Annotated in this window: 25 protein-coding genes; 11 read left to right on the forward strand and 14 right to left on the reverse strand. The window is 68.3% G+C overall.

All coding sequences use genetic code 11. The features are described from left to right. Nucleotides 1–121 precede the first annotated feature (121 nt). The 5 genes from GH266_RS03400 to fliK form a co-directional block, all read right to left on the reverse strand. Nucleotides 122–406 carry a helix-turn-helix domain-containing protein gene (locus GH266_RS03400; RefSeq protein WP_158192639.1) on the reverse strand — a complete coding sequence of 95 codons (285 nt, stop codon included), beginning with the start codon at nucleotides 404–406 and terminating at the stop codon, nucleotides 122–124. Continuing rightward, on the reverse strand, nucleotides 399–761 hold the full coding sequence (locus tag GH266_RS03405; protein WP_158192640.1) for a type II toxin-antitoxin system RelE/ParE family toxin: 363 nt from the start codon (nucleotides 759–761) through the stop codon (nucleotides 399–401). The genes GH266_RS03400 and GH266_RS03405 overlap by 8 nt, the downstream gene beginning before the upstream one ends. Nucleotides 762–899: 138 nt before the next feature. After that, nucleotides 900–1,928 (reverse strand): fatty acid desaturase, encoded by a 1,029-nt coding sequence (locus tag GH266_RS03410; protein ID WP_158192641.1) that lies wholly within the window; start codon nucleotides 1,926–1,928, stop codon nucleotides 900–902. 197 nt (nucleotides 1,929–2,125) lie between these two features. After that, nucleotides 2,126–2,392 (reverse strand): EscU/YscU/HrcU family type III secretion system export apparatus switch protein, encoded by a 267-nt coding sequence (locus tag GH266_RS03415; RefSeq protein WP_158192642.1) that lies wholly within the window; start codon nucleotides 2,390–2,392, stop codon nucleotides 2,126–2,128. Beyond that, nucleotides 2,389–3,663, reverse strand: a complete 1,275-nt coding sequence (gene fliK / locus GH266_RS03420) for a flagellar hook-length control protein FliK (RefSeq protein WP_158192643.1) — start codon at nucleotides 3,661–3,663, stop codon at nucleotides 2,389–2,391. The genes GH266_RS03415 and fliK overlap by 4 nt, the downstream gene beginning before the upstream one ends. Nucleotides 3,664–3,853: 190 nt before the next feature. Here fliK and GH266_RS03425 point away from each other — a divergent pair, with 190 nt between their 5' ends. Beyond that, nucleotides 3,854–4,114: a DUF6455 family protein gene (locus GH266_RS03425; RefSeq protein WP_158192644.1), complete on the forward strand. Its 261-nt coding sequence runs from the start codon at nucleotides 3,854–3,856 to the stop codon at nucleotides 4,112–4,114. A 10-nt stretch (nucleotides 4,115–4,124) separates the two neighbouring features. Here the strand turns inward: GH266_RS03425 and GH266_RS03430 are convergent, their stop codons facing one another. Together GH266_RS03430 and GH266_RS03435 are read right to left on the reverse strand one after the other, a co-directional pair. Next, the gene (locus GH266_RS03430) at nucleotides 4,125–4,469 is read right to left on the reverse strand and encodes a DMT family transporter (protein ID WP_158192645.1); all 345 of its coding nucleotides are present in this window, start codon (nucleotides 4,467–4,469) and stop codon (nucleotides 4,125–4,127) included. A gap of 10 nt (nucleotides 4,470–4,479) precedes the next feature. Then, a complete protein-coding gene (locus GH266_RS03435; protein WP_158192646.1) occupies nucleotides 4,480–4,785 on the reverse strand; it encodes a phosphatidylglycerophosphatase in 306 nt (101 codons plus the stop codon). A 301-nt stretch (nucleotides 4,786–5,086) separates the two neighbouring features. Here GH266_RS03435 and GH266_RS03440 point away from each other — a divergent pair, with 301 nt between their 5' ends. Beyond that, nucleotides 5,087–5,344 (forward strand): YjhX family toxin, encoded by a 258-nt coding sequence (locus GH266_RS03440; protein WP_158192647.1) that lies wholly within the window; start codon nucleotides 5,087–5,089, stop codon nucleotides 5,342–5,344. Between the two features lie 131 nt (nucleotides 5,345–5,475). Then, nucleotides 5,476–6,123 carry a LysE family translocator gene (locus GH266_RS03445; RefSeq protein ID WP_158192648.1) on the forward strand — a complete coding sequence of 216 codons (648 nt, stop codon included), beginning with the start codon at nucleotides 5,476–5,478 and terminating at the stop codon, nucleotides 6,121–6,123. A gap of 96 nt (nucleotides 6,124–6,219) precedes the next feature. On the opposite strand, the gene gor is transcribed toward GH266_RS03445, so the two are convergent. From gor to rpiA, 3 genes are all read right to left on the reverse strand, one after another. Further along, nucleotides 6,220–7,593 carry a glutathione-disulfide reductase gene (gene gor / locus GH266_RS03450; RefSeq protein WP_158192649.1) on the reverse strand — a complete coding sequence of 458 codons (1,374 nt, stop codon included), beginning with the start codon at nucleotides 7,591–7,593 and terminating at the stop codon, nucleotides 6,220–6,222. 129 nt (nucleotides 7,594–7,722) lie between these two features. After that, nucleotides 7,723–8,238, reverse strand: coding sequence for a DUF2059 domain-containing protein (locus GH266_RS03455; protein WP_209001534.1), 516 nt, complete (start codon nucleotides 8,236–8,238; stop codon nucleotides 7,723–7,725). An 89-nt stretch (nucleotides 8,239–8,327) separates the two neighbouring features. Beyond that, nucleotides 8,328–9,032 carry a ribose-5-phosphate isomerase RpiA gene (rpiA, locus tag GH266_RS03460; RefSeq protein ID WP_158192651.1) on the reverse strand — a complete coding sequence of 235 codons (705 nt, stop codon included), beginning with the start codon at nucleotides 9,030–9,032 and terminating at the stop codon, nucleotides 8,328–8,330. 349 nt (nucleotides 9,033–9,381) lie between these two features. Between rpiA and GH266_RS03465 the strand changes: the two genes are divergently transcribed. Continuing rightward, entirely contained in the window at nucleotides 9,382–11,130 is a 1,749-nt protein-coding gene (locus tag GH266_RS03465; RefSeq protein ID WP_244953770.1) for a methyl-accepting chemotaxis protein, read from the forward strand. Nucleotides 11,131–11,283: 153 nt separating this feature from the next. Here the strand turns inward: GH266_RS03465 and gatA are convergent, their stop codons facing one another. The 3 genes from gatA to GH266_RS03480 all read right to left on the reverse strand — a co-directional run bounded on the left by gatA (nucleotide 11,284) and on the right by GH266_RS03480 (nucleotide 13,943). Further along, entirely contained in the window at nucleotides 11,284–12,759 is a 1,476-nt protein-coding gene (gene gatA / locus GH266_RS03470; protein ID WP_158192653.1) for an Asp-tRNA(Asn)/Glu-tRNA(Gln) amidotransferase subunit GatA, read from the reverse strand. 168 nt (nucleotides 12,760–12,927) lie between these two features. Further along, the gene (gene gatC / locus GH266_RS03475) at nucleotides 12,928–13,215 is read right to left on the reverse strand and encodes an Asp-tRNA(Asn)/Glu-tRNA(Gln) amidotransferase subunit GatC (RefSeq protein WP_158192654.1); all 288 of its coding nucleotides are present in this window, start codon (nucleotides 13,213–13,215) and stop codon (nucleotides 12,928–12,930) included. 209 nt (nucleotides 13,216–13,424) lie between these two features. After that, the gene (locus tag GH266_RS03480; protein ID WP_158192655.1) at nucleotides 13,425–13,943 is read right to left on the reverse strand and encodes a nuclear transport factor 2-like protein; all 519 of its coding nucleotides are present in this window, start codon (nucleotides 13,941–13,943) and stop codon (nucleotides 13,425–13,427) included. Between the two features lie 1,285 nt (nucleotides 13,944–15,228). On the opposite strand from GH266_RS03480, the gene GH266_RS03485 reads away from it, so the two are divergent. Beyond that, on the forward strand, nucleotides 15,229–15,537 hold the full coding sequence (locus GH266_RS03485) for a hypothetical protein (protein ID WP_158192656.1): 309 nt from the start codon (nucleotides 15,229–15,231) through the stop codon (nucleotides 15,535–15,537). 729 nt (nucleotides 15,538–16,266) lie between these two features. On the opposite strand, the gene GH266_RS03490 is transcribed toward GH266_RS03485, so the two are convergent. Continuing rightward, complete coding sequence (locus GH266_RS03490) at nucleotides 16,267–16,974, reverse strand: metal-dependent hydrolase (RefSeq protein ID WP_158192657.1); 708 nt, start codon at nucleotides 16,972–16,974, stop codon at nucleotides 16,267–16,269. Between the two features lie 121 nt (nucleotides 16,975–17,095). Here GH266_RS03490 and ruvX point away from each other — a divergent pair, with 121 nt between their 5' ends. From ruvX to dprA, 6 genes are all read left to right on the forward strand, one after another. Continuing rightward, the gene (gene ruvX, locus GH266_RS03495) at nucleotides 17,096–17,623 is read left to right on the forward strand and encodes a Holliday junction resolvase RuvX (RefSeq protein WP_158192658.1); all 528 of its coding nucleotides are present in this window, start codon (nucleotides 17,096–17,098) and stop codon (nucleotides 17,621–17,623) included. Beyond that, nucleotides 17,620–18,546 (forward strand): AEC family transporter, encoded by a 927-nt coding sequence (locus GH266_RS03500; RefSeq protein WP_158192659.1) that lies wholly within the window; start codon nucleotides 17,620–17,622, stop codon nucleotides 18,544–18,546. Before ruvX ends, GH266_RS03500 begins: the two co-directional genes overlap by 4 nt. Before the next feature lie 138 nt (nucleotides 18,547–18,684). Beyond that, nucleotides 18,685–19,641, forward strand: a complete 957-nt coding sequence (locus GH266_RS03505; protein WP_158192660.1) for an aspartate carbamoyltransferase catalytic subunit — start codon at nucleotides 18,685–18,687, stop codon at nucleotides 19,639–19,641. Nucleotides 19,642–19,652: 11 nt separating this feature from the next. Beyond that, a complete protein-coding gene (locus GH266_RS03510; protein ID WP_158192661.1) occupies nucleotides 19,653–20,948 on the forward strand; it encodes a dihydroorotase in 1,296 nt (431 codons plus the stop codon). A gap of 89 nt (nucleotides 20,949–21,037) precedes the next feature. After that, nucleotides 21,038–21,658, forward strand: a complete 621-nt coding sequence (plsY, locus tag GH266_RS03515) for a glycerol-3-phosphate 1-O-acyltransferase PlsY (RefSeq protein ID WP_158192662.1) — start codon at nucleotides 21,038–21,040, stop codon at nucleotides 21,656–21,658. Next, the gene (dprA, locus tag GH266_RS03520) at nucleotides 21,655–22,803 is read left to right on the forward strand and encodes a DNA-processing protein DprA (protein ID WP_158192663.1); all 1,149 of its coding nucleotides are present in this window, start codon (nucleotides 21,655–21,657) and stop codon (nucleotides 22,801–22,803) included. Before plsY ends, dprA begins: the two co-directional genes overlap by 4 nt. The last annotated feature ends 1,026 nt before the right edge of the window (nucleotides 22,804–23,829 follow it).

Here is a 23,829-nt window from a genome sequence, read left to right on the forward strand (position 1 = left end):
GCTCTGGCGCAGGGTGATTGCGGTTCATGTCGCGCAGTTCGGGGAAGTCGCGCATCACTTCGCCGAGGCGGTAGAACGGGATCTTGCTGGACAGGTCCAGAGCGCTTCGCGCCCGCCCCCCTCACACCAACTCCACCGCAATCCCCTTTCCCACGGCTGCGGCGGCGCGGATGAGCGTGTCGAGCTGAATGCGGTCGTTGTCCGGGTCGAGCAGGCGGGCGAGCTGCGAGGCGCTGGTCTTCATGCGCCGCGCCATCTCGGACTTGGAGATGTTGTTTGCGGCCATCTCCTGCTCGATCTGCATCACCAGCGTGCGCTTGATCGCGGTTGCCGTGACCTCCTCGCAGATGCCCTCGTCGCGAAGGAAGCTCTCGAAGCTTTCGCCGATATGCGGATTGTCAGCCATGGCGTAGCACCTCCTTCATGCGCGTGATCGCCAGTTTGAGTTCCTTCTCCGGCGTCTGCTGGGTCTTCTTGACGAAGCCGTGCAACAGCACCATCCGGTTGCCGACAAGGACGAACAGCACGCGGGCAATCCTGCCGGAAGAAATGTTCGAGCGGACCTCGTACAGGCTCTTCACGCCATGGATCGGCGCGCATTTCGGCTTGCCGATGGGCCAGCAGAACTCCAGCGTCGCGATGTCCTCGCCGATGGTCTTGCGATCCTCCGGCGCCAGTTCCATCAACCATTCGCGCACCGGCCGCTTGCCGGCGGTAGAGACATAGAATGCGGCCTGCAGGACCTTGTGAAACGAGTTCATATCACAATCCTACCGTACAAGGTATACTTCAAAAGGTAAAATTCAATAACGCACTTCGGATAACGTCAGCCTGCCCTTCAGAATGCCCCCACCGCAAGAACAAAACGTGTCTCGCGGTCGCTAACGCTCCGCCTCCCCTCACGCCGCAACGCTGGCCGTGCGGGCCTGGCGGAACGTGACCAGCCGGCGGGTGTCCTCGTCCCACAGGACGAGCTTCACGCAGCCGAAGCTCTGGCGCAGGGTGATGCGGTTCATGTCGCGCAGTTCGGGGAAGTCGCGCATCACCTCGCCGAGGCGATAAAACGGGATCTTGCTGGACAGGTGATGCACGTGGTGGATGCCGATATTGCCGGTGAACCACTGCAGGATCGGCGGCAGGTCGTAATGCGAGCTGCCCTCCAGCGCTGCGGTCTGGAAGTTCCACTCGCCGCTCCCCGTCCAGTGCGTTTCCTCGAACTGGTGCTGGACGTAGAACAGCCAGACGCCGACGGTCGCCGCCATCAGGATGATCAGCCCCTGGATCATCAGGAAAGGCCCAAGCCCGGCCGCCCAGATGAGCAGCGCGGCCATGGCGGCGATGCACAGGTTGGTGGCGAGCGTCGAGAGCCACGGCTCCAGGCCGCCGCGCATCATGCCGATGGGCAGGCGATACTGGCACACGAACAGCCATGCGGGCCCCAGCCCGAACATCACCAGCGGATGCCGGTAGAGCCGGTAGCGCAGCCGCCCGCTCCAGGGCAGCGCCTGGTACTCCCTGACCGTCAGCGTGTCGATGTCGCCGATGCCGCGCTGGTCGAGATTGCCGGTCGAGGCGTGGTGGATGGCGTGGGTCCGCCGCCAGTAGTCGTAGGGCGTGAAGGTCAAAACGCCGAGCGCACGGCCCGTCCAGTCGTTGAGCCTGCGCTGCGAGAACAGCGAGCCGTGCCCGCAATCGTGCTGCAGCATGAACAGGCGCACGAGAAGGCCGGCGGCCGGCACGGTCAGGACGAGGCCCCACCACTGGCCGTGATTCACCAGCACCGCCGCCGCCGCCCAAAGGGCCGCGAAGGGCAAAAGGCTGGTTATGATCTCGAAGACGCTGCGCGCCGTGCTCGGCTTGCGATACTTGGCCAGCGAGGCGTTCCAGGAGCGCGGCTTTTCCGCAGGTCGGCAGTCGGTGTTCTGCAATGGCTATCCAATCCGGGGGCGAGCCCCCCGACTGGAGGTAATGAGGGAACAACCCGCCTGCAAGGCTGACCGTCCGCGCAAGGACGCGGCGCCGACCGGCCGAAGGGAGGGAAGTCCCATTTCAGCCCGGATTTGGCAAGTCAATTCGTCACTTCCTGCAGCGACAAGCCGTCCTTCCCCGGCCCCTCACCGGCCCTTCACCGGCCCCGAGCCATCAGGATGAAGCGCAGCACGGCGGCGACGGCCTCGTAGAGCTCCACCGGAATTTCCCGGTCGAGCTCGATCTGCGACAGCGCCTCGGCAAGGGCCGCGTCCTCTTCCACCGGCACGCCGTGCTCGGCCGCAAGCTCCAGGATGCGGGCGGCAAGGACGCCGCGCCCCTTGGCGGTGACGCGCGGCGCGCCGGCATGATCGTAGTGAAGCGCCACGGCAAGCCGGCGGCGCGGGTCCTGCTCCTCGCTCATGAGACCACGTCCACGAACTGGCCCGAGGCGGCGGGCGGATCGTCCGGCAGCCCGCCGGTCACCTTGAGGTCGACCACCTCCAGCCCCTGTTCGGCAAGCGTTGCGGCAAGGCGCGGCAGCCGCTCGCGCAGGTCCGCGGCGATGTCCGGCCGCACGGCCCACAGGCTGGCGAACAGCCGGGGGCCGTCGAGCCCGACCAGCGCCTCCACCGCGCCGGTCGCCTCCGTGTCGAGCGCAAAGCGCAGCCGCCAGGCGGGATGCGCGCCCTCCCCCTCGTGGCCGGGCGTGTCGTCGCGGCCGATCTGCAGCGAGATCACCGCAGTCTGTCCGCCGACCACCAGCGGCAGGTCGAGCACCCGGTCGAACAGCGCCGCCTCGCCCGCACCCTCCCCGTCCGCCAGCAGCCCGCGCGAGGCAAGCGAGGCGAGCCGCAGCCGGGCCAGCGCCGCCTCGGTCTTGGCCGCAAGGATGGCGGCGGCTTCCTCGCCGTCGCGCGCCAGCAGGGCGGAGATCAGCTCGCCGCTGGCGCGGGCCGGCTTTTCGCCGCGCGGGTGGCGGGAGATCGCGGGCAGCGGCGGCGGGGTCGCCTGCCGGGCCGGCGCCTCGCGCCCCCCGGCCGCATCTTTCAGCACGCTCAAAAGCTCGCTCAATGCATCGTCGAGGCCCGTCCCCGCGCCGCCTGCCGCCCCGCGCCCGGTCAATGCCTCAAGGGCCGCCCTGAGCGCGGCACCGTCCAGCCGTCCTTCCCGGCTTGCCGCCGGATCCAGCCGGAAGCCGAGAAGGCCCGCCAGTGCGCTCGTCACCGCCGGCGGCAGCATGGCGCCCGCCGCGCCGGCAGGGGCTGCGGCCAGCGTCGCGGCAAGGCCGGCATAGAGCGGCGACAGCCCGTCCTGGCGGGCGGCAAGGGAGGTGGCGAGCGAGGCAATGCGGGCCAGCGCCGCCGTCTCGCCTGCTGCCGAAAGCGGCGCGCCGCCTTGCGCAGCGTTTTGCGGCGCAGCGCTCACCTGATAGCGCGGGCCGTCGGGGCCGCGCTCGACGCTCAGCGTCGCGCGGCTGCCGAGCGGCAGCATCTCCTGCCCCTCGACGTCGAGCTGGAACCCGCCGCCGCCCGCCCCGCCGCCGACGAGGCGCATGACATTGTCCGTCAGGTGCTTGGCGACGCGCACGGCGATCGCATCGCCAACGTTGAGCATCGGCACGCGGCTGACCGGGCGCACGGCGACGACGCCGGTCTGGTTGCCCTGGGACGGGGAATTCACACGAGTGATCATGCGCGGGACCTCGCCGTGCTGCCGACCGCCGGCAGTGGCTGAGTCTAGCAGATTCTTGCGATTGACGGCGATCCTGCTGCGCGGATCGCCGTCGCGTTTGATCTTCGTCAAATGGTTTCACGCGCAACCATCATAGTGTCGATGCACGGATGGGCGCCATGTCGGCGCTGCGACAGCAAGGACGACGGCCATGGGACTGATGAAGCGCCTCGACGAACGCGCCGGACTGATGGGGCGGATGATGCGCACGGTCGGCGCGGACGACGCGATGCCGAGCGGCATGATGCTGGAAACCGCCATGCGCAAGGCCGCGTCCCGCTGCCTCGGCTGCGAGCGGCCCGCAGACTGCGCCCACTGGCTGGAGGCGCATGAAGACGGCGCGGCGCACGCGCCCGATTTCTGCCCCAACGGCGATCTCTTCGCCGCCTGGACGGGCCAGGCAAAAGCCTAAGGTGAGGACCTTAGTGCCGGACGGCGCCTGAGAAGACGTTGACGACGATGACGCCGGCGATGATCAGCCCCAGGCCGATGATCGCGGCAAGGTCGAGCGTCTGGCGGAAGACGAAATAGCCGACCGCCGAGATCAGGACGATGCCGAGCCCGCTCCACATGGCATAGGCGACGCCGACCGGAAACGTGCGCAGCGCCACAGACAGGAAGTAGAAGGCGGCGAGATAGCAGACCGCCATCACCGCCGTGGGCAGCGCGCGGGTGAACTGCTGCGACTGCTGCAGGGCCGTCGTGCCGATCACCTCCAGCACGATGGCGACGGCGAGCGCGGCATAGGACAGGACGGTGGGGGACATGGCCGCGGCTTCAGCGGCGGTTGCGGCGCGAGCGCTTGCGGATCGCGTGGACCAGCGCGGCGACGATCAGCGCCCCGAGGAAGCGGAACGGCATGACGGCCAGCGGGCCGCCCTCATAGCCGCCGAGCGCCGGCACGCCGCTCGCCGCCAGCGAAACGTCGATCAGCACGCTCAGGGCGGCGGCCGCAAAGCCGGCGATCACCAGCTTGGCGCGCGCATCCGCATACCAGCCGAGCGCGGCGCCGATCAGCAGCGCGAAGGGGTTGAGCAGGCCCGCAAGGCCGAAAAGCAGCGTCAGGGATTCGGACGGTGTCATGCCGCTGTTTTAGGATCGCCGGCGGCAAAAGGGAACCGCAATCGCACGGGTGCGCGCCGCGACATTTGTGCAACGCTCGCGAGAGACGTCGCCGGGCTGTGCCCGCGCCGTCTTGTGCGGCAAGCAGCCCCCGCCTATCTTGTCCTCGTCAACTTCGGAGAGCTTATGCGCAGCCAGCTCGAGACCCGGTAACGCCCGGTCCATCGAGAACAGACCGGGCAACGAACCCACGCACGACCGCTTGCGTTGCGGGCGGCGGTGACGTGCGCGCTGGAACTGCATCTCCGGAATTATCCCCGAAATGGACATCTCCAAGGCCGAGCAGCGGGTCCTCCACCTGCTCGCTCAAGGCGGTCACGTCTTCGTCGAGAAGGACGAGCGCGGCCGCATAGAAGAGCTCGCCATCGTCACGCGCGAGGGCTGGCACAACACGGGACTGACGCTCGAACTCTTCCGCAAACTGAAGCGGCGCAGGCTGATCGCCTCCGCCGATTCCGGGCCCTATCGCATCACCCGGCTTGGGCTGCTGCGGGTTCGGGCGCAACTCGACAACCGCTGAAGCCCCCGCTGCCGTCGCCGCACCGCCCGGTGCCGCGGCGGCAGCCACCTTGCAGGGGTTTTCCCCCCTTTCCAAATGCCGTCAGGTGTGGATTGCTGGGCGGATTGATGTCCTTCCGCCGGAGTTTTTCCATGTCCTTCGAAACTTGGCTCGCCTTTTCCGCCGCGTCCTTCGTGATGCTGGCTATCCCCGGCCCGACGATCCTGCTGGTCGTCTCCTATGCGCTCGCCCATGGCCGCGCCGTCGCCTCGGCGACCGTCATCGGCGTTGCGCTCGGCGATCTCACCGCCATGACCGCCTCGCTGCTCGGCCTCGGCGCGCTGCTCGCGACGTCCGCGACCCTGTTCACGGTGCTGAAGTGGATCGGCGCCATGTATCTGATCTGGCTGGGCATCAAGGTCTGGCGCGCGCCGATCGCCGACGAGGCCCCGCAGGAAATGGCAGACGGCAGTCCTGCCCCGGCGCGCGCGCCGATGCTGCGGATTGCCCTGCACGCCTATGCGGTGACGGCGCTCAACCCCAAGAGCATCGTCTTCTTCATCGCCTTCCTGCCGATGTTCATCGATCCCGCGCGCCCGCTGTTGCCACAGGCAATGATCCTGGAGGCGACCTTCGTTATCCTCGCCGCGCTCAACGCCGCCGCCTACGGGCTGATGGCCTCGATGGTGCGCTCCCGCATCCGCCGCCCCTCCGTCCGGCGCTGGATCAACCGCACCGGCGGCACCTTGATGATCGGGGCCGGCTTGCTGGCGCTCGGCTGGCGCCGCGCCGCCAACTGACGGCGCCTCGCAGCCCGCACGAAACGCGAAAACACAAACGAAAACGGGGAGGCAGCTGCCTCCCCGTGTTCATTTCGAAAGCTCGGTGCAGGCCGGTCAGGCGCGCAGACGCTCGGTCGGCTCGCGCATCGTCACCAGCTCCTCGGCCGCCGTCGGATGCACTGCCATGGTCGCGTCGAAGTCGGCCTTGGTGGCGCCCATCCGCAGCGCGATGCCCAGCACCTGCACCAGCTCGCCCGCGTCGTGGCCGAGGATATGCACTCCCAGCACCTTGTCGCTCGTTGGCTCGACCAGCACCTTCATCAGCATCTTTTCGTCGCGGCCCGACAGCGTGTGCTTCATTGGGCGGAAATGCGCCTTGTAGACGTCGACGGCGCCGTGCTTTTCCAGCGCCTCGGCCTGGGTCAGGCCGACGGTGCCGATCTCCGGCTGGGAGAACACGGCGGTCGGGATCATCGAGTGATCGGCCGTCCACGCCTTGCCGCCGTAGATGCTGTCGGCGAAGGCGTGGCCCTCGCGGATCGCCACCGGCGTCAGGTTCACCCGGTCGGTGACATCTCCGACGGCGTAGATCGACGGAACGTTGGTCTGGGAGGCCTCGTCGACGATGATCGCGCCGGAGGAGGCCAGCTCTACCCCCGCCGTCTCAAGGCCGAGACCGGCCGTATTCGGCCGCCGGCCGATGGCGAACATGATCTTGTCCGCGTGCAGGGCCTCGCCCTTGCGGGTATGGCCGATGAGCCCGTCCTCGGTCTTCTCGATGGAGGAAAAGACGTCGCCGCACAGGACGCGGATGCCCTTCTTCTCCATCTCCTCGTGCAGGACCTGGCGCAGATCGTCGTCGAAGCCGCGAAGAACCTCCTCGCCGCGATAGATCAGCGTCGTTTCCGCGCCGAGCCCGGCGAAAATCCCCGCAAACTCGACCGCGATATACCCGCCGCCGGCCACCACCACCCGCTTCGGCAGGTCGGCCAGATGGAAGACTTCGTTGGAGGTGATGACGTGCTCGCCGCCCGGCAGGGTGGCGTCGACATTCGGCGTCGCGCCGACCGCGATCAGGATCCGCTCGGCGCGGATACGGCGCCCGTCGGTCAGAAGATGCACCGTGTGGGCATCTTCCAGCACGGCCCGCGTGTCGAACAGTTCGACGCCGGAGCGCTCCAGGTTGCGGCGGTATATCCCCTCGAGCCGGGCAATCTCCCGGTTCTTGGCATCGATCAGCCGCTCCCAGTCGAAGCGGCTCTCGCCCACCTGCCAGCCGAAGCCGGCCGCATCCTCGAATTCCTCGGAAAAGCGCGAGGCGTAGACCATCAGCTTCTTGGGCACGCAACCGCGGATAACGCAGGTGCCGCCGTAGCGGTATTCCTCGGCAATGCCCACGCGCGCGCCGTGGGTGGCGGCGATGCGGGCCGCGCGCACGCCGCCCGAGCCGCCGCCGATGACGAACAGGTCGAAGTCGAAATCGCTCATGCCTTGCCCTTAACGTTTTGAAGGGCCCCGGCCGGACGGCCGGACCCGTCGTCCGTGATGCCCCGCGCCCGGGTCCGGGCGGCATGGCCGCGGCCGGAAGGTGTCCGGCCGGGCTGTTCCGGCCCGCTCTTACTGGGCCGGGGCTTCCGTCGGCTGGGTCTGCTGGGCTTCCTGGCGCTTGGTCAGTTCCTCGCGCACCAGGGTCACCATCTCGGTCGAGATCGCATCGCCCCACTGCTTGGCCGCACCGATCGACAGAGCGCGCAGCTCCGGCTCGACGCGTGAGTATTTCTGGCCGAGCGGCGTGTTGTAGAAGGCGGCAAGCTCCTTCAGCTCCTCGACGGTGAAGCGGCGGGCCCAGACCTCGTAGACGACGCGGTTCAGCTCCGGACGGCGGTCGGCCAGCTTCAGCGCGACATCGGTGACAACCTCGTCGATCATCGCCGTGTTGGCCGGGTCGTTCTGGATGAACAGGCCGCGGGTGCGCTCGGCCATCAGCGGCAGCACGTCATCGAACGCGCGGATCGCCTGGGCCGACTGCACGGCCTCGCGCGCTGCGGCGATATGTTCGTCGGAGAAGGTTTCCTGGGCGGTCGCCGCCTGGGCGAGCGAGAGAACCATCGCCGCCGCCGTGGCTGCGGCCATCGCGGACTTCCGGCTGAAAAGAAACATCGGGTACTCCATGAGCAAGTGATCGGGCTCCCGGCCGGTTCGGCCGGGCTGTTCCTTGAAGGTCAGTTTTCCTCGCCGGCTGCGGGGACAAGGCGTTCGACGCCGTTTGCCCCGGCCAGATAGGCGACATCTGCGATGCCGAGAAAGAGTCCGTGGTCCACCACCCCCGGGATATCGAGCAGCGCCCGCGACAGGGCGTCCGCGTCGGTGATCTCGCGCAAATCGATGTCGAGAATATGGTGGCCGCCGTCGGTGACAAAGGGCGTATCGCCGCCGCGCAGCAGGATCGGCGCATCGTAGCCAAGACCCGAGAGCGCACGGGCGATCGCATTGCGCGTCGCGCCGAGGCCGAAGGGCACCACCTCGACCGGCAGCGGGAAGGCGCCGAGCCGCGCCACCTTCTTGCTGGCATCGGCGATGACGATCATGCGCAGCGAGGAGGTTGCGACGATCTTCTCGCGCAGCAAGGCACCGCCGCCGCCCTTGATCAAGCGCAGCTGCAGGTCCAGCTCGTCCGCCCCGTCGATGGTGAGATCGAGTTCGGGACAGTCGTCCAGCGTGGTCAAGGGCACGCCGAGCTCGGTGCACAGCGCCGCGGTGCGCTCCGACGTCGGCACGCCGATCACCGAGAATCCCTCGCGGACCTTCTCCGCCAGCGCGCGGACAAACTGCTCCGCCGTCGACCCGGTGCCGATGCCGAGCCGCATGCCCGACGTCACTTCTTCCAGCGCCGCCTCGGCGGCCTTTCGCTTCAGCTCTTCGCTCATTGCGTCCCGTTCGTCGCCCTCGCGCCGCAGATGCGGCTGTCGCATCCGGCACGCACTTGTTCACGGTGCGCCCGTCCGCTGGTGTGGGGCGGGTTTAGCATGGGATCCGCGCAAGGCAAAGAACCAGCGGCACCGGAGGGCGCATGCCCGGCGGGCGGCGGCAACACGTTTCGCGGGCAATCGCCCCTTCGCACCACCTCCCGCAGCGTTAACCAACGGTTCAAGCAATCGTGACAGGCTCCGGACAAGAATTCTGCGGATAACGCATCGAGGGTGGGACCGTATCGGAGAGATTGTCATGCGACTGTTTGCGGCGTCGCGCCGGAAAACCATTGAAATATCCGATATTTTGCAGACTGACGCAGGTCCAGGACACGATGCGTCCCGCACACCGGCCAGTGAGGACAAGTCTTCCGGCGAGGCGCTCTCGCTCGCCCGCGACCAGCAGACGGCGCTGACCCTCGATCTGATCGAGTCGGACCTGCGCACCGCCGCAAACGGCATCGGCACGGGCGCGGAAGAGTTGCGCGCCCGCGTCGGCGAGCAATTGCTGCTGCTTTCGGATATCCGCGGCCACTCCCAGGCGCTGCACAGCGAGACGCGCCATGCCGACGAGACTGCCCAGCAGCTGTCCGCCTCGGTCGAGCAGCTGGTGTCGGCGAGCAACGAAATCGACGCGCAGGTGCGCAATTCCTCGCGTTTGGCCGAGGAGGCACGCGAAGTCGCCGACACCGCCAACACCGGAATCCAGGAGCTGAAGAGCGCCATCGACGACATCGCCAATGTCGTCCGCCTGATCTCCGACGTCGCCAAGCAGACCAACTTGCTCGCCCTCAATGCCACCATCGAGGCCGCCCGTGCCGGCGAGGCCGGGCGGGGATTTGCGGTCGTCGCCAACGAGGTGAAGGCGCTGTCGGTCGAAACCCAGAACGCCACCGACGAGATCGTCGCCAATATCGCCCGCCTGCAGACCTCGGCCGAGGGGAGTATCCGCGCCGTCGACCGCATCATCGGCGTGATCGGCGAGATCCTGCCGAGCTTTTCCGCCGTCGCCGAAGCCGTCGGCCAGCAGATGGAAACCTCGCGCTCCGTCGGCGAAACGGCGCAGGAAACCGCCGATTTCGTGCGGGCCGTCACCGAAAAGGTGTCGACCATCGCCGAGGCCACGGACAGCGCCGAGCGCGCCGGCGAGGCCGCCGGCGAAGCTTCCCGTACCATGCTGGCGATGGGGAATAGTCTGAGCAGCCGGTTCACGATGATGATCCGCCAGACCGCGATCGGCGACCGGCGCCGCGACGACCGGCTGCCGGCGGAACTGACCGGCACCCTTGCCCAGGCCGGCCGCACCATCCGCATCAAGACGCTCGACCTGTCCACGGGCGGGGCGCTGCTTGTGCCCCAGGAGGGCGAGGCGCGCGCGCAGACCGGGCCGGCCAGCGCCGAGCTCACCGGCCTTGGCCGCACCGACCTGCAGGTGGTCGCCGTTTCGGACCTTGGCATGCACTGCGCGTTCGACAGGCCGGACGAGAATTTCGCCACACGTCTCGGCGAATTGCTGGCGCGGGTGCGGGGAGAACTCGCCCCCTCCATCGAGCGTGCCCAGGACGGCGCGCGCCGCGTCACCGAGGCGATGGAGGCGGCCGTATCCTCAGGCAACCTGTCGCTGGAGGCGCTGTTCGACACGGATTACCGGCCGATTGCCGACACCAATCCCCGCCAGGTCTCCAACCGCGCGCTCACCGTGCTGGAGCGCATCCTGCCGCCGATCCAGGAGGATATCCTGTCGGGCGCCAGGGGAACCGGCCTCGTCTTCTGCGTCGCCGTCGACCGCAACGCCTATCTGCCGGTGCACAATGCGATTTATTCCCAGCCCCAGCGGCCCGGCGACCCGACGTGGAACGCCGCCAATTGCCGCAACCGGCGGATCTTCGACGACCGTGCAGGACTGAGCGCTGCGCGCAACACGCGCCCCTTCCTGGTGCAGACCTATCCCCGCGACATGGGCAACGGCACGATCATCTGGATGCGCGAGATCGACGCGCCTATCACCGTTTCCGGCCGCCACTGGGGCGGGTTCCGCACCGCCTACAAGCTGTGACGCGATTTTCGCGAAACTGCAGGGGCTGAGCGCAAAAAAGCAAGGCGCCGCAACGGGTTACCGCCGGGCGCCTTGCCTGAAAAAATTGAGACGGATTTTGCGAAATCGCGCGTCAAAATCGCGAAATTTTGCGCAAAGCCTCTCGAAACGGCCTTACCACCACTTGCCCGGCTCGAAGCGGCCGGCAGCCTCCTCGATGACGTTGCCGATGGTGTAGAGCGTCTCCTCGCCGAAGGGCCGGCCGATCAGCTGCAGGCCGAGCGGCAGGCCGGCGCTGTTCAGCCCGGCGGGGACGGCCAGGCCCGGCAGGCCGGCCATGTTCACGGTCACGGTGAAGACGTCGTTGAGGTACATCTGCACCGGGTCGCCGCTGAAGGCGCCCGGCGCGAAGGCCGCGTCGGGCGTTGCCGGCGTCAGGATCGCGTCGACGCCCGCATCGAAGGCCTCGTCAAAATCACGCTTGATCAAAGTGCGGACCTTCTGGGCCCGCAGGTAGTAGGCGTCGTAATAGCCGGCCGACAGGACGTAGGTGCCGATCAGGACGCGGCGCTTCACCTCGGAGCCGAAGCCGGCGGCCCGGGTGTTCTCGTACATGTCGGCGATATCCTCGCCCGGAACGCGCAAGCCGTAGCGCACGCCGTCGTAGCGGGCGAGGTTCGACGAGGCCTCGGCCGGGGCGACGATGTAATAGGCCGGCAGCGCGTACTTGGTGTGCGGCAGGCTGATCTCGACGATCTCCGCGCCCGCCGCCTTCAGCCAGTCGATGCCCTGCTGCCAGAGCGCGGCGATCTCCGCCGGCAGGCCGTCGATGCGGTACTCGGCCGGAATGCCGATCTTCAAGCCCTTGACCGACCGGCCGATGGCCGCCTCGTAGTCCGGCACCGGCAGGTCGACCGAGGTCGTGTCCCTGGCGTCGACCGAGGCCATGGAGCGCATCATGATGGCGTTGTCGCGCAGGGTGCGGGTGATCGGGCCGGCCTGGTCGAGCGAAGAGGCGAAGGCGACGACGCCCCAGCGCGAGCAGCGGCCATAGGTCGGCTTCATGCCGACCGTGCCGGTGAGCGCGGCCGGCTGGCGGATCGAGCCGCCGGTGTCCGTCGCCGTGGCGCCGGCGCACATGAAGGCCGCGACCGCGGCGGCCGAACCGCCCGACGAGCCGCCGGGAACCAGCGCCTCGGTGGAACCCTCGCGGCGCCAGGGATTGACGACATTGCCGTAATAGGAGGTCTCGTTGGACGAGCCCATGGCGAACTCGTCCATGTTGAGCTTGCCCAGCATCACCGCGCCGTCGGCCCAAAGGTTCGACGTCACGGTCGATTCGTACGGCGGCTTGAACCCGTCGAGGATGTGGCTGCAGGCCTGGGTGTGGACGCCCTCGGTGGCGAACAGATCCTTGATGCCGAGCGGAATGCCTTCCAGCGCCCCGCCCTCGCCGCGCGCCAGCCGCTCGTCGGAGCGCCTGGCCATCTCCAGCGCCCGGTCGGCGGTGACCGCGACATAGGCGTTGATCGCCGGATTGGCCGCCTCGATGGCCGCAAGATAGGCCTGCGTCAGCTCGCTCGCGGTGATCTCGCGGGCGGCGAGCTGCGCGCGGGCCTCCGTCAGGGTCAGTTTGGTCAGCTCGGTCATCGGGGTCTCGCTCGGACTGGATCTCGCTGGTGGTCTGGTAGGCACGGCGCGTGGCGCCGTCTCTTGGGAGCCTGTCTCGCGCTCCGCGCGGCCCGCGTCAAGTGCGACGGGGCAGCGCCCGCATGTCGTGGCCGGGCGGGCTTTCGACGCCCACCCGGACGGACATGCCTATTCCACCACCTTGGGGACCATGAAGAAATTGTCGTCGGAGGCCGGGGCGTTGGCAACCACCTTCTCCGGATAGCCGCCATCGGTGACGACATCGGCGCGCTTCTTCATCTCCTGATGGACGACGGAGGTCATCGGCTCGACGCCGTCCACGTTCACCTCGTCGAGCTGTTCGACGAAGGCCAGGATCGTGTTGAGCTCGCCGGTCATCCGGCCGGCCTCTTCGTCCGTGACCTTGACCCGCGCCAGATGCGCGACGCGCTTCACCGTATCGACATCGACGGACATGCGAATTCTCCAGCAAGATCGGACCATCAAGGGTGCGGGCCTCGCGAACGCGAGGCTCTCCTTGAGGAAAGCCCGCCGCAATGCCGCCGAGCCCGGCCGGCCCGAACGGCCGGCGGGCCGCACCCGCTCGACCGGGCTATATCATCCGCATCCTTCGCCCCGCAAGCCGCAGCCGGCGCGCAAAGCACGCAAAGCGCCGCCGCAGCCGATCAGGCGGCAGCCCCCTGCCCGCAGGCGGAAGACGCGGGCGCGCAGCGGGAGGCGGCGAAGCTCGGCGAGGCCGGCAGGCCGGCCGGAAGATGGACAGGCACATGAGCGGGGGCATGGGCGAAGGCAGCCGGCCCGCGCCACTGCTCCTCCTCGATGATGCGGCCGAGATGCCAGCGCTGGCGGACGGACACCGTCTCGCGGAAGACGCGGCCATCCACCTCGACCCCGTCGAAGCGGCAGGAGAAATGCGCCGTCTCGCCCGCCCGGTCGCAGACCAGCCCGTCGATGGTGCCGCGCAGCATGGTGAAGCGGCGGGCAACGGGGTGCAACTTGCGCAGGACCGGTTCCAGCCCCTCGGCCGCCACCGCGCCGTTGTCGAAGAGGCGAATATCGGGGGCGAAATGCGCCCGCGCCGCGCCCAGGAGATCGCCGCGCGCCAGCGACACCAGATAGTCGTCGAGCCGGCTGCGAAACGGCGAAACGCGAAGGCGGGAGCGGAGCTGAAGGGCAATCGTCATGGCGGCACCTGTTCTGGATCGACGAGAACATTACGAGAACATTCTTCGTCTGTCCAGTCGTCAGAATGCCTCTTCAGGATGTGGTGAGACAGAGAGCCCCACTACCGCTCTGGCAACCAATGGCCCCCGGCGCGCGCTTGCGCGCGGCCGGGGTGACGGCAGAGGGGAAGCCAGGGCCGGCGCCTCTCCTCCGAGGTCATTCCGGCCGCAGGCGCAGCCGGAGAGCCGGGAACCATTGGCAACCCCGGCAGGTGTTTTTTGCTCCAACCTCCCCAGGCGTCATTCCGGGCCAGCGGAAGCCAAGACCCGGGAAGGCGCGCGCCCTCTCGGCTGTCATGCCTGCGAAGGCAGGCATCCAGTATCCGCCGGGGCGGGCAGGTTTGCCAAAGCAGCCCCCTCTCGGCGCAGTTCGCCAGAGGCAACGTCACGGCTCCGGTCGCACGATCCGGGGTTACTGGATCCCGGTCTTCGGCTGCGCCGAAACCGGGATGACACTCTGTGTGTGACGTTAGCGCGGGAGTGTCCCCACTACCGCTCTGGCAGCCAATAGGCCCCGGCGCGCGCTGCGCTTGGCCGGGGTGACGGCAGAGGGGAAGCCAGGGCCGGCGCCTCCCCTCGGAGGTCATCCCGGCCGCAGGCGCAGCCGAAGAGCCGGGAACCATTGGCAACCCCGGCAGGTGTTTTTGGCTCCAACCTCCCCACGCGTCATTCCAGCCAAGCGAAGCGCGACCCGGAACCGGCGTTGCCCCCTCTCGGCTGTCATGCCTGCGAAGGCAGGCATCCAGTATCCGCCGGGGCGGATGGTCGCGCGAAAGCACCCCACAGCCTCGGCAAGGGTCGCGCGAGGCAACGTCGAAGCTCCGGCCGCACGATCCGGGGTTACTGGATCCCGGTCTTCGGCTGCGCCGAAACCGGGATGACACTCTGTGTATGAGGTTAGCGCGGGAGTGTCCCCACTGCCGCTCTGGCAACCAATGGCCCCGGCGCGCGCTGCGCTTGGCCGGGGTGACGGCAGAGGGGAAGCCAAGGCCGCGCCTCCCCTCCGAGGTCATCCCGGCCGCAGGCGCAGCCGAAGAGCCGGGAACCATTGGCAACCCCGGCAGGTGTTTTTGACTTCGGCCTCCCCACGCGTCATTCCGGGCGAGCATCGCGAGCCGGAACCGGAGAGGCACGGCGTTTGCGGTGCCCGCCGGGAGCGCCCCTGCCGTACTGCGATCACAATGATGATCGACATCATCGCGAGCATATTGCGAGCCGCCAGTATTTTTCAGGCACGGAGAGGCCGTTGCTCAAGAACATCGTCATAGCCCTGCTGGCCCTGGGCCTGATTTCAGGGTTCCACGTTTTTCAGAAGAAGCTCTACCGGGCCAGCGTGGAGATTGCCGAGGCCCGCTGCGGCGAGATGGTCAACGCGATGCCGGATCGCGCCGACAGGACCGCATCCGGAACCTGCAAGCTCGTTCACCACGACATCTTCATGAAGCTGGAAATCGAGAACCGCCCAGACATCGTCATGTCGTGCGGGCTCGACTACGGGTTCTGGGGACCGTCCCGGCCGTCCGACTGCGAAATCCAGAAAACCCGCGCGAATTAGGACGGAGAGCTGACCGACAGGCCCTCGACTCTCCGGTCCCGGCTCGGCGCTTGCGCGCCGTCCGGGAGGACGAAGGAGGGGCTTGCGCGTGGGAGGACGTGCAAAAAGAGGATGCGCCCACGCAGGCGCCCCCTCGCCCTCGCTCTGGCAACCAATAGGCCCCGGCGCGCGCTGCGCTTGGCCGGGGTGACGGCAGAGGGGAAGCCAGGGCCGGCGCCTCCCCTCCGAGGTCATCCCGGCCGCAGGCGCAGCCGGAGAGCCGGGAGCCATTGGCAACCCCGGCAGGTGTTTTTGGCTCCCCGCCAAACGTCATTCCGGGCCAGCGGAAGCCAAGACCCGGGAAGGCGCGCGCCCTCTCGGCTGTCATGCCTGCGAAGGCAGGCATCCAGTATCCGCCGGGGCGGGCAGGTTTGCCAAAGCAGCCCCCTCTCGGCGCAGTGCGCCAGAGGCAACGTCACGGCTCCGGTCGCACGATCCGGGGTTACTGGATCCCGGTCTTCGGCTGCGCCGAAACCGGGATGACACTCTGTGTATGAGGTTAGCGCGGGAGTGTCCCCACTACCGCTCTGGCAACCAATGGCCCCCGGCTCGCGCTTCGCTTGGCCGGGGTGACGGCAGAGGGGAAGCCAGGGCCGGCGCCCTCTCTCGGAGGTCATCCCCGCCGCAGGCGAGGCTGAAGAGCCGGGAGCCATTGGCAACCTCGGCAGGTCTGAGGCGGAAGCCCCCGCCTCAGACCTCCAGCGAGGTGCCGGGCGCGGTGACCTTCACGCGCGAGCCCTGGTCGCCCATTTCCCGCACGAAGGCATCCGCCGACTGGTCGAGAATCGGGAACGTGCCGTAGTGGCAGGGGATGACCGTGTCGAAGTCGAAGAAGCGGCGGCAGGCGAGCGCGGCCGTGCGCGCGCCCATGGTGAAGCGGTCGCCGATGGGCACGATGCCGACCTTCGGCGCGTAGAGCTCGTTGACCAGCGCCATGTCGCCGAAAATGTCGGTGTCGCCCATGTGGTAGAGGGTCGGCTGGTCCTTGGCCCGCACGATCAGGCCGTTCGGCTGGCCCATATAGACCGGCGGCCAGCCGCCGGCGAGCGAGGACGAGGTGTGGTGCGCCTGGGTGAGCGAGACCGCGAAGGGGCCGACATCGACCGTGCCGCCGCAGCCCATCGGGTTGATGTTCTCGTGGCCCTGCGACTGGACCCACATGGAGACCTCGAAATTCGCCGTGACCTGCGCGCCGGTCGCCTTGGCGATGGCGATAGTGTCGCCGGTGTGGTCGTCATGGCCGTGGGTGAGCAGGATGTGGGTGACGCCCTCGCTGGCCTTCTCGACGCTCATGTTCGAGGGGAAGGACGGATTGCCGCTGAGGAACGGGTCGATGAGGAGGATGGCGCCGGGAATTTCGACGCGGAACGCGGCATGGCCGAGATAGGTGAGCTTCATGATGGCTGCCTCCCTTGAAGCGGAAACGGTGGGTGAACTGTCCGGCCGGAATCTAGCCGCTTGTCGCCAAACGGCAATCCCGGAGCTGTTCGCCCCTTGCGCGCCGTGCTAAAGCCGCTGAATGGCGACAGACCCTCTCCTTGCGCTGGAAGACTTTGCAGCGCGCCTCCCCCGCATCGGACGCCTGATCGGTCTCGATCTGGGCACCAAGACCATCGGGCTTGCCCTGTCCGATCTCGGCCGCGGCATCGCCTCGCCGTTGGAGACGATCCGCCGCAAGAAATTCGGCGTCGATGCCGCCGCCCTGCTGGCCATCTGCGCCAAGCACGAGGTCCGCGGGCTGGTGCTCGGCCTGCCGCTGAACATGGACGGCACGGAAGGCCCGCGCGTGCAGGCGACCCGCGCCTTCGCCCGCAATCTCGCGGCGCTGACCGACATGCCGATGACCGCCTGGGACGAGCGCCTGTCGACGGCCGCCGTCACCCGCACGCTGATCGACGCCGACCGCTCCCGCGCCCGCCGGGCCGAGCTGGTCGACAAGATGGCCGCCTCCTATATCCTGCAGGGCCTGCTCGACCGCCTGACCTACGGCAGCCTCGACGAGCAAGGCGACAGGCCCTACGACGACCCCGACGACGGGCGGCCATGAACGGCGTCTTCAATGCGCTGATTCCGGTGCTGCTGGTGATCGCCGCCGGCAATATCGTCGCGCGCATGGGCCTGATCACCGGCGAGCAGTGGCGCGGCATCGAGAAGATCGCCTATTTCCTGCTGTTCCCCGCGCTGATCATCCGCACGGTCGTGCAGACCGACTTCATGGCGATCCCGGCCCTGGGCATGAGCGCGGCGCTGGTCCTGTCGATCTTCGCCATGTCGGCGCTGGCGCTGGCGCTGCAGCCGCTGCTGAAGTCGCGATTCGGCGTCGACGGGCCGCGCTTCAGCTCGATCTTCCAGGGCGCGACGCGCTGGAACACCTTCGTCGCGCTGGCCATCGCCGACGAGCTGCTGGGCCGCGAGGGCGTCGCCCTGCTGGCGGTGGCGGTGGTGGCGATGATCCCGCTGCTCAACATCATCAACGTGCTGGTGCTGGCACGCTTCGCCAGCGGCTCGCCGCCGGGCGCCGGCCGCATCGCGCTGGATCTGGCGAAAAACCCGCTGATCTGGTCGACCGCCCTCGGGCTGGTGCTCAACGTCATCGGCGTGCCGCTGCCGCGCTTTGCCGATTCGACACTGCAGATCCTCGGCAATGCGGCGCTGCCCATCGGCATCGTCTGCGTCGGCGCCGGGCTGAACCTTGCCGCCCTGCGCCGCCCCGGCCCGGCGCTCGCCACCGCGACCGTGCTGAAGCTCGCGGTGATGCCGGTCTTCGGCTTCGTCTTCGCGCTGCTGCTCGGGCTGGACGGACCGGCGCTTTCGGCGGTGATCATCGCCATGTCCGTGCCGTCGGCCGGCAACTCCTACCTGCTTGCCCGCCAGATGGGGGGTGATGCGCCGCTGATGGCCGAGATCCTGACCATGCAGACGGTGCTGGCGGCCATTACCATGCCGCTGGCCCTGCTCCTCGCTCATTAGCCCCCGCACCCTCTGGCTCGCGGGAGCGCGTTTCGATCTGTCACGCGGGAGCGCGTTTCGGCTCAATGGCCCCTGCCGGTGGAGAACGCCTCGCCGCGCTTGAGCCGGGCCAAGGAAGCGCCTATAGGGTTGGCTTTAATGAGCGCTCATCATCCCCCCCTCGCGGAGCTTTATCCGCACCGTCACCTCCTCGGCATCGAGGGCCTGCAGCCCAACGAGATCGTCGCGCTTCTCGACCAGGCGGAAGCCGCCGTCGAGATCAGCCGGCAGGTCGAGAAGAAAAAGGCCGTGCTGCGCGGCCGGACCCAGATCAACCTGTTCTTCGAGGCCTCGACGCGGACCCAGTCCTCGTTCGAGATCGCCGGCAAACGGCTCGGCGCCGACGTCATGAACATGTCGGTCGCCTCGTCCTCGGTGAAGAAGGGCGAGACGCTGGTCGACACGGCGGCGACGCTGAACGCCATGCATCCCGACATCATCGTCGTGCGCCACCACGCCGCCGGCGCGGTGCACCTGCTGGCGCAGAAGGTCGGCTGCTCGGTGGTCAATGCCGGCGACGGCGCCCACGAGCACCCGACGCAGGCGCTGCTCGACGCGCTGACCATCCGCCGCCACAAGGGCAGCATCGCCGGACTGACCGTGGCGATCTGCGGCGACATCCTGCATTCGCGGGTCGCCCGCTCCAACATCATCCTGCTGAACGCGCTCGGTGCGCGGGTGCGCGTCGTCGCCCCCTCGACGCTGCTGCCGAACGGCATCGCCCAGATGGGCGTCGAAGTGTTCCAGGACATGCGAAAGGGACTGGCCGGCGCCGACATCGTGATGATGCTGCGCCTGCAGCGCGAGCGCATGCAGGGCGCCTTCATCCCCTCCGTGCGCGAGTATTTCCGCTATTACGGCCTCGACCGCGACAAGCTGGCGGAGGCGGCAGAGGGCGCGCTGGTGATGCATCCCGGCCCGATGAACCGGGGCGTGGAGATCGACCCGGAAGTCGCCGACGGGCCGCAGAGCCTGATCCGCGAGCAGGTCGAGATGGGCGTTGCCGTGCGCATGGCCGTTCTCGAGGCGCTCGCCGCCCATCTGCCGAACAAGTGAGGAGCCCGGCCATGGCAAACCCGCAAAGCCCGATCCTCATCACGAATGCCCGGGTGATCGACCCGGCAAGCGGCCTCGACGCGCCCGGCAGCGTGCTGATCGAGAACGGACGCATCACCGCCGCAGGACCGGCGGCGCAGAACCAGGGCGCCCCGGAAGGAACTGAGGTGATCGACGTTGCCGGCGCGATCGTCGCCCCCGGCCTCGTCGACATGGGCGTCACCGTCGGCGAGCCCGGCGCCGAGCACCGCGAGACGCTGGCCAGCGCCAGCCAGGCGGCAGCGGCCGGCGGCGTCACCACCATCGTCACCTCCCCCGACACCGACCCGGTGATCGACGACCCGGCGCTGGTCGACTTCGTGCTGCGCCGCGCCCGCGACACGGCCTGCGTCAACGTCCACCCCTTCGCCGCGCTGACCAAGGGTCTTTCCGGCGAGGAGATGAGCGAGATCGGCCTGTTGCAGGAAGCCGGCGCCGTCGCCTTTTCCAACGGCCACCGCTCGGTCACCCATGCCGGAATCATGCGCCGGCTGATGACCTATGCCCGCGACTTCGGCGCGCTCGTCGTGCACCACACGGAAGATCCGGCGCTGGCCGGCGCCGGCGTCGTCAACGAGAGCCTGTCGGCGAGCTGGAAGGGCCTGCCGGCAAGCCCGCGCGAGGCCGAGATCATCATGGTCGAGCGCGACCTGCGGCTCGCCGCGCTGACGCGCGGGCGCTACCATGCGCAGTCGGTCTCCTGCACCGAGAGCACCAAGGCGATCGCCCGGTCCAAGGCGGACGGCCTCGACGTCACCTGCGGCATCACCGTCAACCACCTGACGCTGAACGAAAACGACATCGGCCCCTACCGGACCTTCTTCAAGATGTCGCCGCCACTGCGCTCGGAGGACGAGCGCCAGGCGATGATCGCCGCGCTCGCCGACGGCACCATCGACGTGATCGTCTCGGGCCACGACCCGCAGGACGTGGAGACCAAGCGCCATCCCTTCGCCGAGGCCGCCGACGGCGCCATCGGCCTGGAGACGCTGCTGGCCGCCGGCCTGCGCCTCGTCCATTCCGGCGAGATCGGCCTTGTCCCCCTGCTTGCGGCAATGACCTGCAACCCGGCCCGCCGGCTGGGCCTCGATGCCGGCCGCCTTGCCGCAGGCGCCCCGGCCGATGTTGTCGTGTTCGATCCGGACCGGCCCTGGGTGCTGGACAAGACGCAGCTGAAATCGCGCTCCAAGAACACCCCGTTCGAGGATGCGCGCTTCACCGGCGAGGTGCTGCACACCATCGTCGCAGGAAAGATCGTGACGCCCTGAAACCGGCGCGCGCCGCTGCGGAAAACCGGATTTCCCTTTTCGATCCGATGTTCTAGAGTTACATCATTGCTGCAACCGGAGGCTGCACGTTGCCCGATCCGATCAGCTGGGCCCTTGCCTGGCCCTATTACCTGACTGCGCTCGTCTTCGGCTATCTGCTGGGCTCGATTCCCTTCGGGCTGATCATCACGCGGCTGGCGGGCCAGGGCGACATCCGCAAGATCGGCTCCGGCAATATCGGCACCACCAACGTGCTGCGCACCGGCAAGAAGCACCTGGCCGCGCTCACCCTGATCGGCGACATGCTGAAGGGCACGGCGGCGGTGCTGGTGGCGAGCCGCTACGGCGGGCCGGACCCGGCGGTGATCGCCGGCTTCGGCGCCTTCATCGGTCATCTCTTCCCGGTCTGGCTGCGCTTTCGCGGCGGCAAGGGCGTTGCCACCTATCTCGGCGTGCTGCTCGGCCTGTTCTGGCCCGCAGCGCTCGCCTTCGCCGCGATCTGGATCGCGGTCGCCGTGGTCACGCGCTACTCCTCCGCTTCCGCCCTGGTGGCCAGCCTTGCCACCCCCTTGCTGCTGTGGTTTGTCTTCGACCGGGCGCAGATCGCCGAGCTGATGGCGCTGCTCTCGCTCATCCTGTGGGCCAAGCATCACGAGAATATCGGCCGCCTGATCAAGGGCACCGAAGGCCGGATCGGCCAGAAGGGATGAGTGCAGGCGCGACCGGGCGCGGTCGCGCCCTCTCCGACCGCCAGCGCCTGGCCTGGCTGCGCCTGATCCGCTCCGAGAATGTCGGCCCGGTCACCTTCCGCGAACTGATCAACCACACCGGCTCGGCCGAGGCGGCGCTCGCCGCCCTGCCCGAGCTGTCGCGCCGCGGCGGCAAGCGCACCATCCGCATCGCCTCGCAAGACGAGGCCGAGCGGGAGGTCGAGGCGCTGTCGCGGATCGGCGGGCGCCTGCGCGCGCTCGGCGAGCACGGCTACCCGCCCCTGCTGCGCCATGTCGACGGGGCGCCGCCGCTGATCTCGGTGCTGGGCTCGGACGACCGGCTGGCAGAGAGCGCCGCCATCGCCATGGTCGGCGCGCGCAACGCCTCGCTCGCCGGACAGAAGATCGCCAGCGAGATCTCCGGCTACCTGTCGGCGGCCGGCTACACCGTCGTCTCAGGGCTGGCGCGCGGCATCGACGCGGCCGCCCACCGCGCGGCGCTGGCGGGCGGCACGGCGGCGGTGCTGGGCGGCGGCGTCGACATCATCTATCCGCCGGAAAACCGCGACCTCTATCACGACATCGCCGCGCGGGGCGGCGCCGTCGTCAGCGAGATGCCCTTCGGCTGGAAGCCGCGGGCCCGCGACTTTCCCCGCCGCAACCGGCTGATTTCCGGCATGTCGCTGGCAACGGTGCTGATCGAGGCGGCGCGCGGCTCCGGCTCGCTGCACACCGCGCGCTTTGCCGCCGAGCAGAACCGCGAGGTCTTCGTGGTGCCGGGCTCGCCGCTCGACCCGCGCTCGGAAGGCGGCAACCGGCTGATCCGCGACGGGGCGACGCTGGTGGCAAGCGGCGCCGACGTGCTGGAGAGCCTGGGGCCGCGGCGCATCGCGGAGGAGATCCCCGGCATCGACATCGAGGAGCCGGGCGCGGGCAGCGGCCCGGTTCCGCCGCCGGATGTGGGCGACAGCGACCGCGGCCGCGTGCTCTCCGCCCTGGGCGCGGCGCCGGTCGAAGTGGACGAGCTGATCCGCTACACGGGCCTGCCCGCGCGCGTCGTCCACGTAATCCTGCTGGAGCTGGAACTTGCCGGGCGGCTGGAGCGCCATCGCGGCCAGCGCATCAGCCTGATCGACGGGCGCTGAGCAGGCGCGCCGGACGCTGCAGCACGAATACGGGCAGGCCGGCCGGCAGGGGCCGAGCCGTCCTCAGGCCAAGAGCCTTGCCGCCGCCACGTGCTGCGCATGTCCCCTGCCCCCGCCCTGCATGTCTCGATTGCCGCTGCCGCGTTTCGCCCGCTGCATCGGCATTCGTTCCAAGGGGTATAAAACCGCCAAAGATTGCACCCACAGAAAGCACAACCAAAATTTCAACCACAAGAGGCGTCCGGGTTGCGCGATAGATATGCAAACCGGAATGCAACCTGTGATGTGGCTCACCGCCTTGCGGCTTTCCCCGCCCCGGACCGCTCCATCTCCGCATGCCTGTCGAAGGCTTCGACCCGCGCCATTTCAAGCAAATATGCAAGGAATTCCATATCGTTATTGGACGCTAGGTCTCTTAGCTCACGGCAGATCTGAGCGCAGTAGCGAGCGGCCTCAGAGCGGTCATTCTGGGGATCTATCGGCATTGTGTGACCCGGTTGTTGGCCTGGCGAGGCGTCACGGAAGATTTATACAACCATTGATTTTATACAATCATAGTACACGTCAAAAACGATGGCTGGCAAGGACGCGGCGCGATATTCGCGTGACCTGCCCGCAACTTGCGCAGTTTTACGGATCTTTCGCACCGGTTCGCCGCCGCATGGCGGCCATCGCGGCCACAGCGCCAGGTTTCCGGCAGGTTGCAGCGAGGAGGCCGGCGTCAGGGGTGCACGCGCAGCCGGAACAGCCGACAACTTCAGGGCGAGTCGTTGTGACGACGCGGCGCCGTGACCGTTTCGCGAGCGAATGACCCCGAACGTGGCCTCAAGGGCGAAGAGCAGGAAGCGTCGCGCGGTCCGGCATGACGGGAGTGTGAGGGAACAGCCGGAGCATCGTCGCACATACCTTTCCCGCGTCTTCCCGGACGAGCATCGCGAGATCCGGGACCGGGGAGGCACGGCGATTTTGACGTCGTTGGGGAGTGCCTTCGTGAGGCCCTCGGCTCGCCGATCCCGGATCTCCGGC

Origin of the sequence: Stappia indica, assembly GCF_009789575.1 — a bacterium.
Lineage (GTDB): Bacteria > Pseudomonadota > Alphaproteobacteria > Rhizobiales > Stappiaceae > Stappia > Stappia indica_A.

What these genes read in the sequence shown, in the direction of transcription:
- gatC (WP_158192654.1), bottom strand. Translation starts at nt 13,215, where the DNA reads ATGTCCGTCGATGTCGATACGGTGAAGCGCGTCGCGCATCTGGCGCGG.
- GH266_RS03435 (WP_158192646.1), bottom strand. Translation starts at nt 4,785, where the DNA reads ATGACACCGTCCGAATCCCTGACGCTGCTTTTCGGCCTTGCGGGCCTG.
- GH266_RS03430 (WP_158192645.1), bottom strand. Translation starts at nt 4,469, where the DNA reads ATGTCCCCCACCGTCCTGTCCTATGCCGCGCTCGCCGTCGCCATCGTG.
- GH266_RS03480 (WP_158192655.1), bottom strand. Translation starts at nt 13,943, where the DNA reads ATGACGATTGCCCTTCAGCTCCGCTCCCGCCTTCGCGTTTCGCCGTTT.
- dprA (WP_158192663.1), top strand. Translation starts at nt 21,655, where the DNA reads ATGAGTGCAGGCGCGACCGGGCGCGGTCGCGCCCTCTCCGACCGCCAG.
- GH266_RS03490 (WP_158192657.1), bottom strand. Translation starts at nt 16,974, where the DNA reads ATGAAGCTCACCTATCTCGGCCATGCCGCGTTCCGCGTCGAAATTCCC.
- GH266_RS03415 (WP_158192642.1), bottom strand. Translation starts at nt 2,392, where the DNA reads ATGAGCGAGGAGCAGGACCCGCGCCGCCGGCTTGCCGTGGCGCTTCAC.
- GH266_RS03505 (WP_158192660.1), top strand. Translation starts at nt 18,685, where the DNA reads ATGAGCGCTCATCATCCCCCCCTCGCGGAGCTTTATCCGCACCGTCAC.
- GH266_RS03425 (WP_158192644.1), top strand. Translation starts at nt 3,854, where the DNA reads ATGGGACTGATGAAGCGCCTCGACGAACGCGCCGGACTGATGGGGCGG.
- GH266_RS03440 (WP_158192647.1), top strand. Translation starts at nt 5,087, where the DNA reads ATGGACATCTCCAAGGCCGAGCAGCGGGTCCTCCACCTGCTCGCTCAA.
- gor (WP_158192649.1), bottom strand. Translation starts at nt 7,593, where the DNA reads ATGAGCGATTTCGACTTCGACCTGTTCGTCATCGGCGGCGGCTCGGGC.
- GH266_RS03405 (WP_158192640.1), bottom strand. Translation starts at nt 761, where the DNA reads ATGAACTCGTTTCACAAGGTCCTGCAGGCCGCATTCTATGTCTCTACC.
- rpiA (WP_158192651.1), bottom strand. Translation starts at nt 9,032, where the DNA reads ATGAGCGAAGAGCTGAAGCGAAAGGCCGCCGAGGCGGCGCTGGAAGAA.
- GH266_RS03510 (WP_158192661.1), top strand. Translation starts at nt 19,653, where the DNA reads ATGGCAAACCCGCAAAGCCCGATCCTCATCACGAATGCCCGGGTGATC.
- gatA (WP_158192653.1), bottom strand. Translation starts at nt 12,759, where the DNA reads ATGACCGAGCTGACCAAACTGACCCTGACGGAGGCCCGCGCGCAGCTC.
- ruvX (WP_158192658.1), top strand. Translation starts at nt 17,096, where the DNA reads ATGGCGACAGACCCTCTCCTTGCGCTGGAAGACTTTGCAGCGCGCCTC.
- GH266_RS03500 (WP_158192659.1), top strand. Translation starts at nt 17,620, where the DNA reads ATGAACGGCGTCTTCAATGCGCTGATTCCGGTGCTGCTGGTGATCGCC.
- GH266_RS03400 (WP_158192639.1), bottom strand. Translation starts at nt 406, where the DNA reads ATGGCTGACAATCCGCATATCGGCGAAAGCTTCGAGAGCTTCCTTCGC.
- fliK (WP_158192643.1), bottom strand. Translation starts at nt 3,663, where the DNA reads ATGATCACTCGTGTGAATTCCCCGTCCCAGGGCAACCAGACCGGCGTC.
- GH266_RS03455 (WP_209001534.1), bottom strand. Translation starts at nt 8,238, where the DNA reads ATGGCCGCAGCCACGGCGGCGGCGATGGTTCTCTCGCTCGCCCAGGCG.
- GH266_RS03445 (WP_158192648.1), top strand. Translation starts at nt 5,476, where the DNA reads ATGTCCTTCGAAACTTGGCTCGCCTTTTCCGCCGCGTCCTTCGTGATG.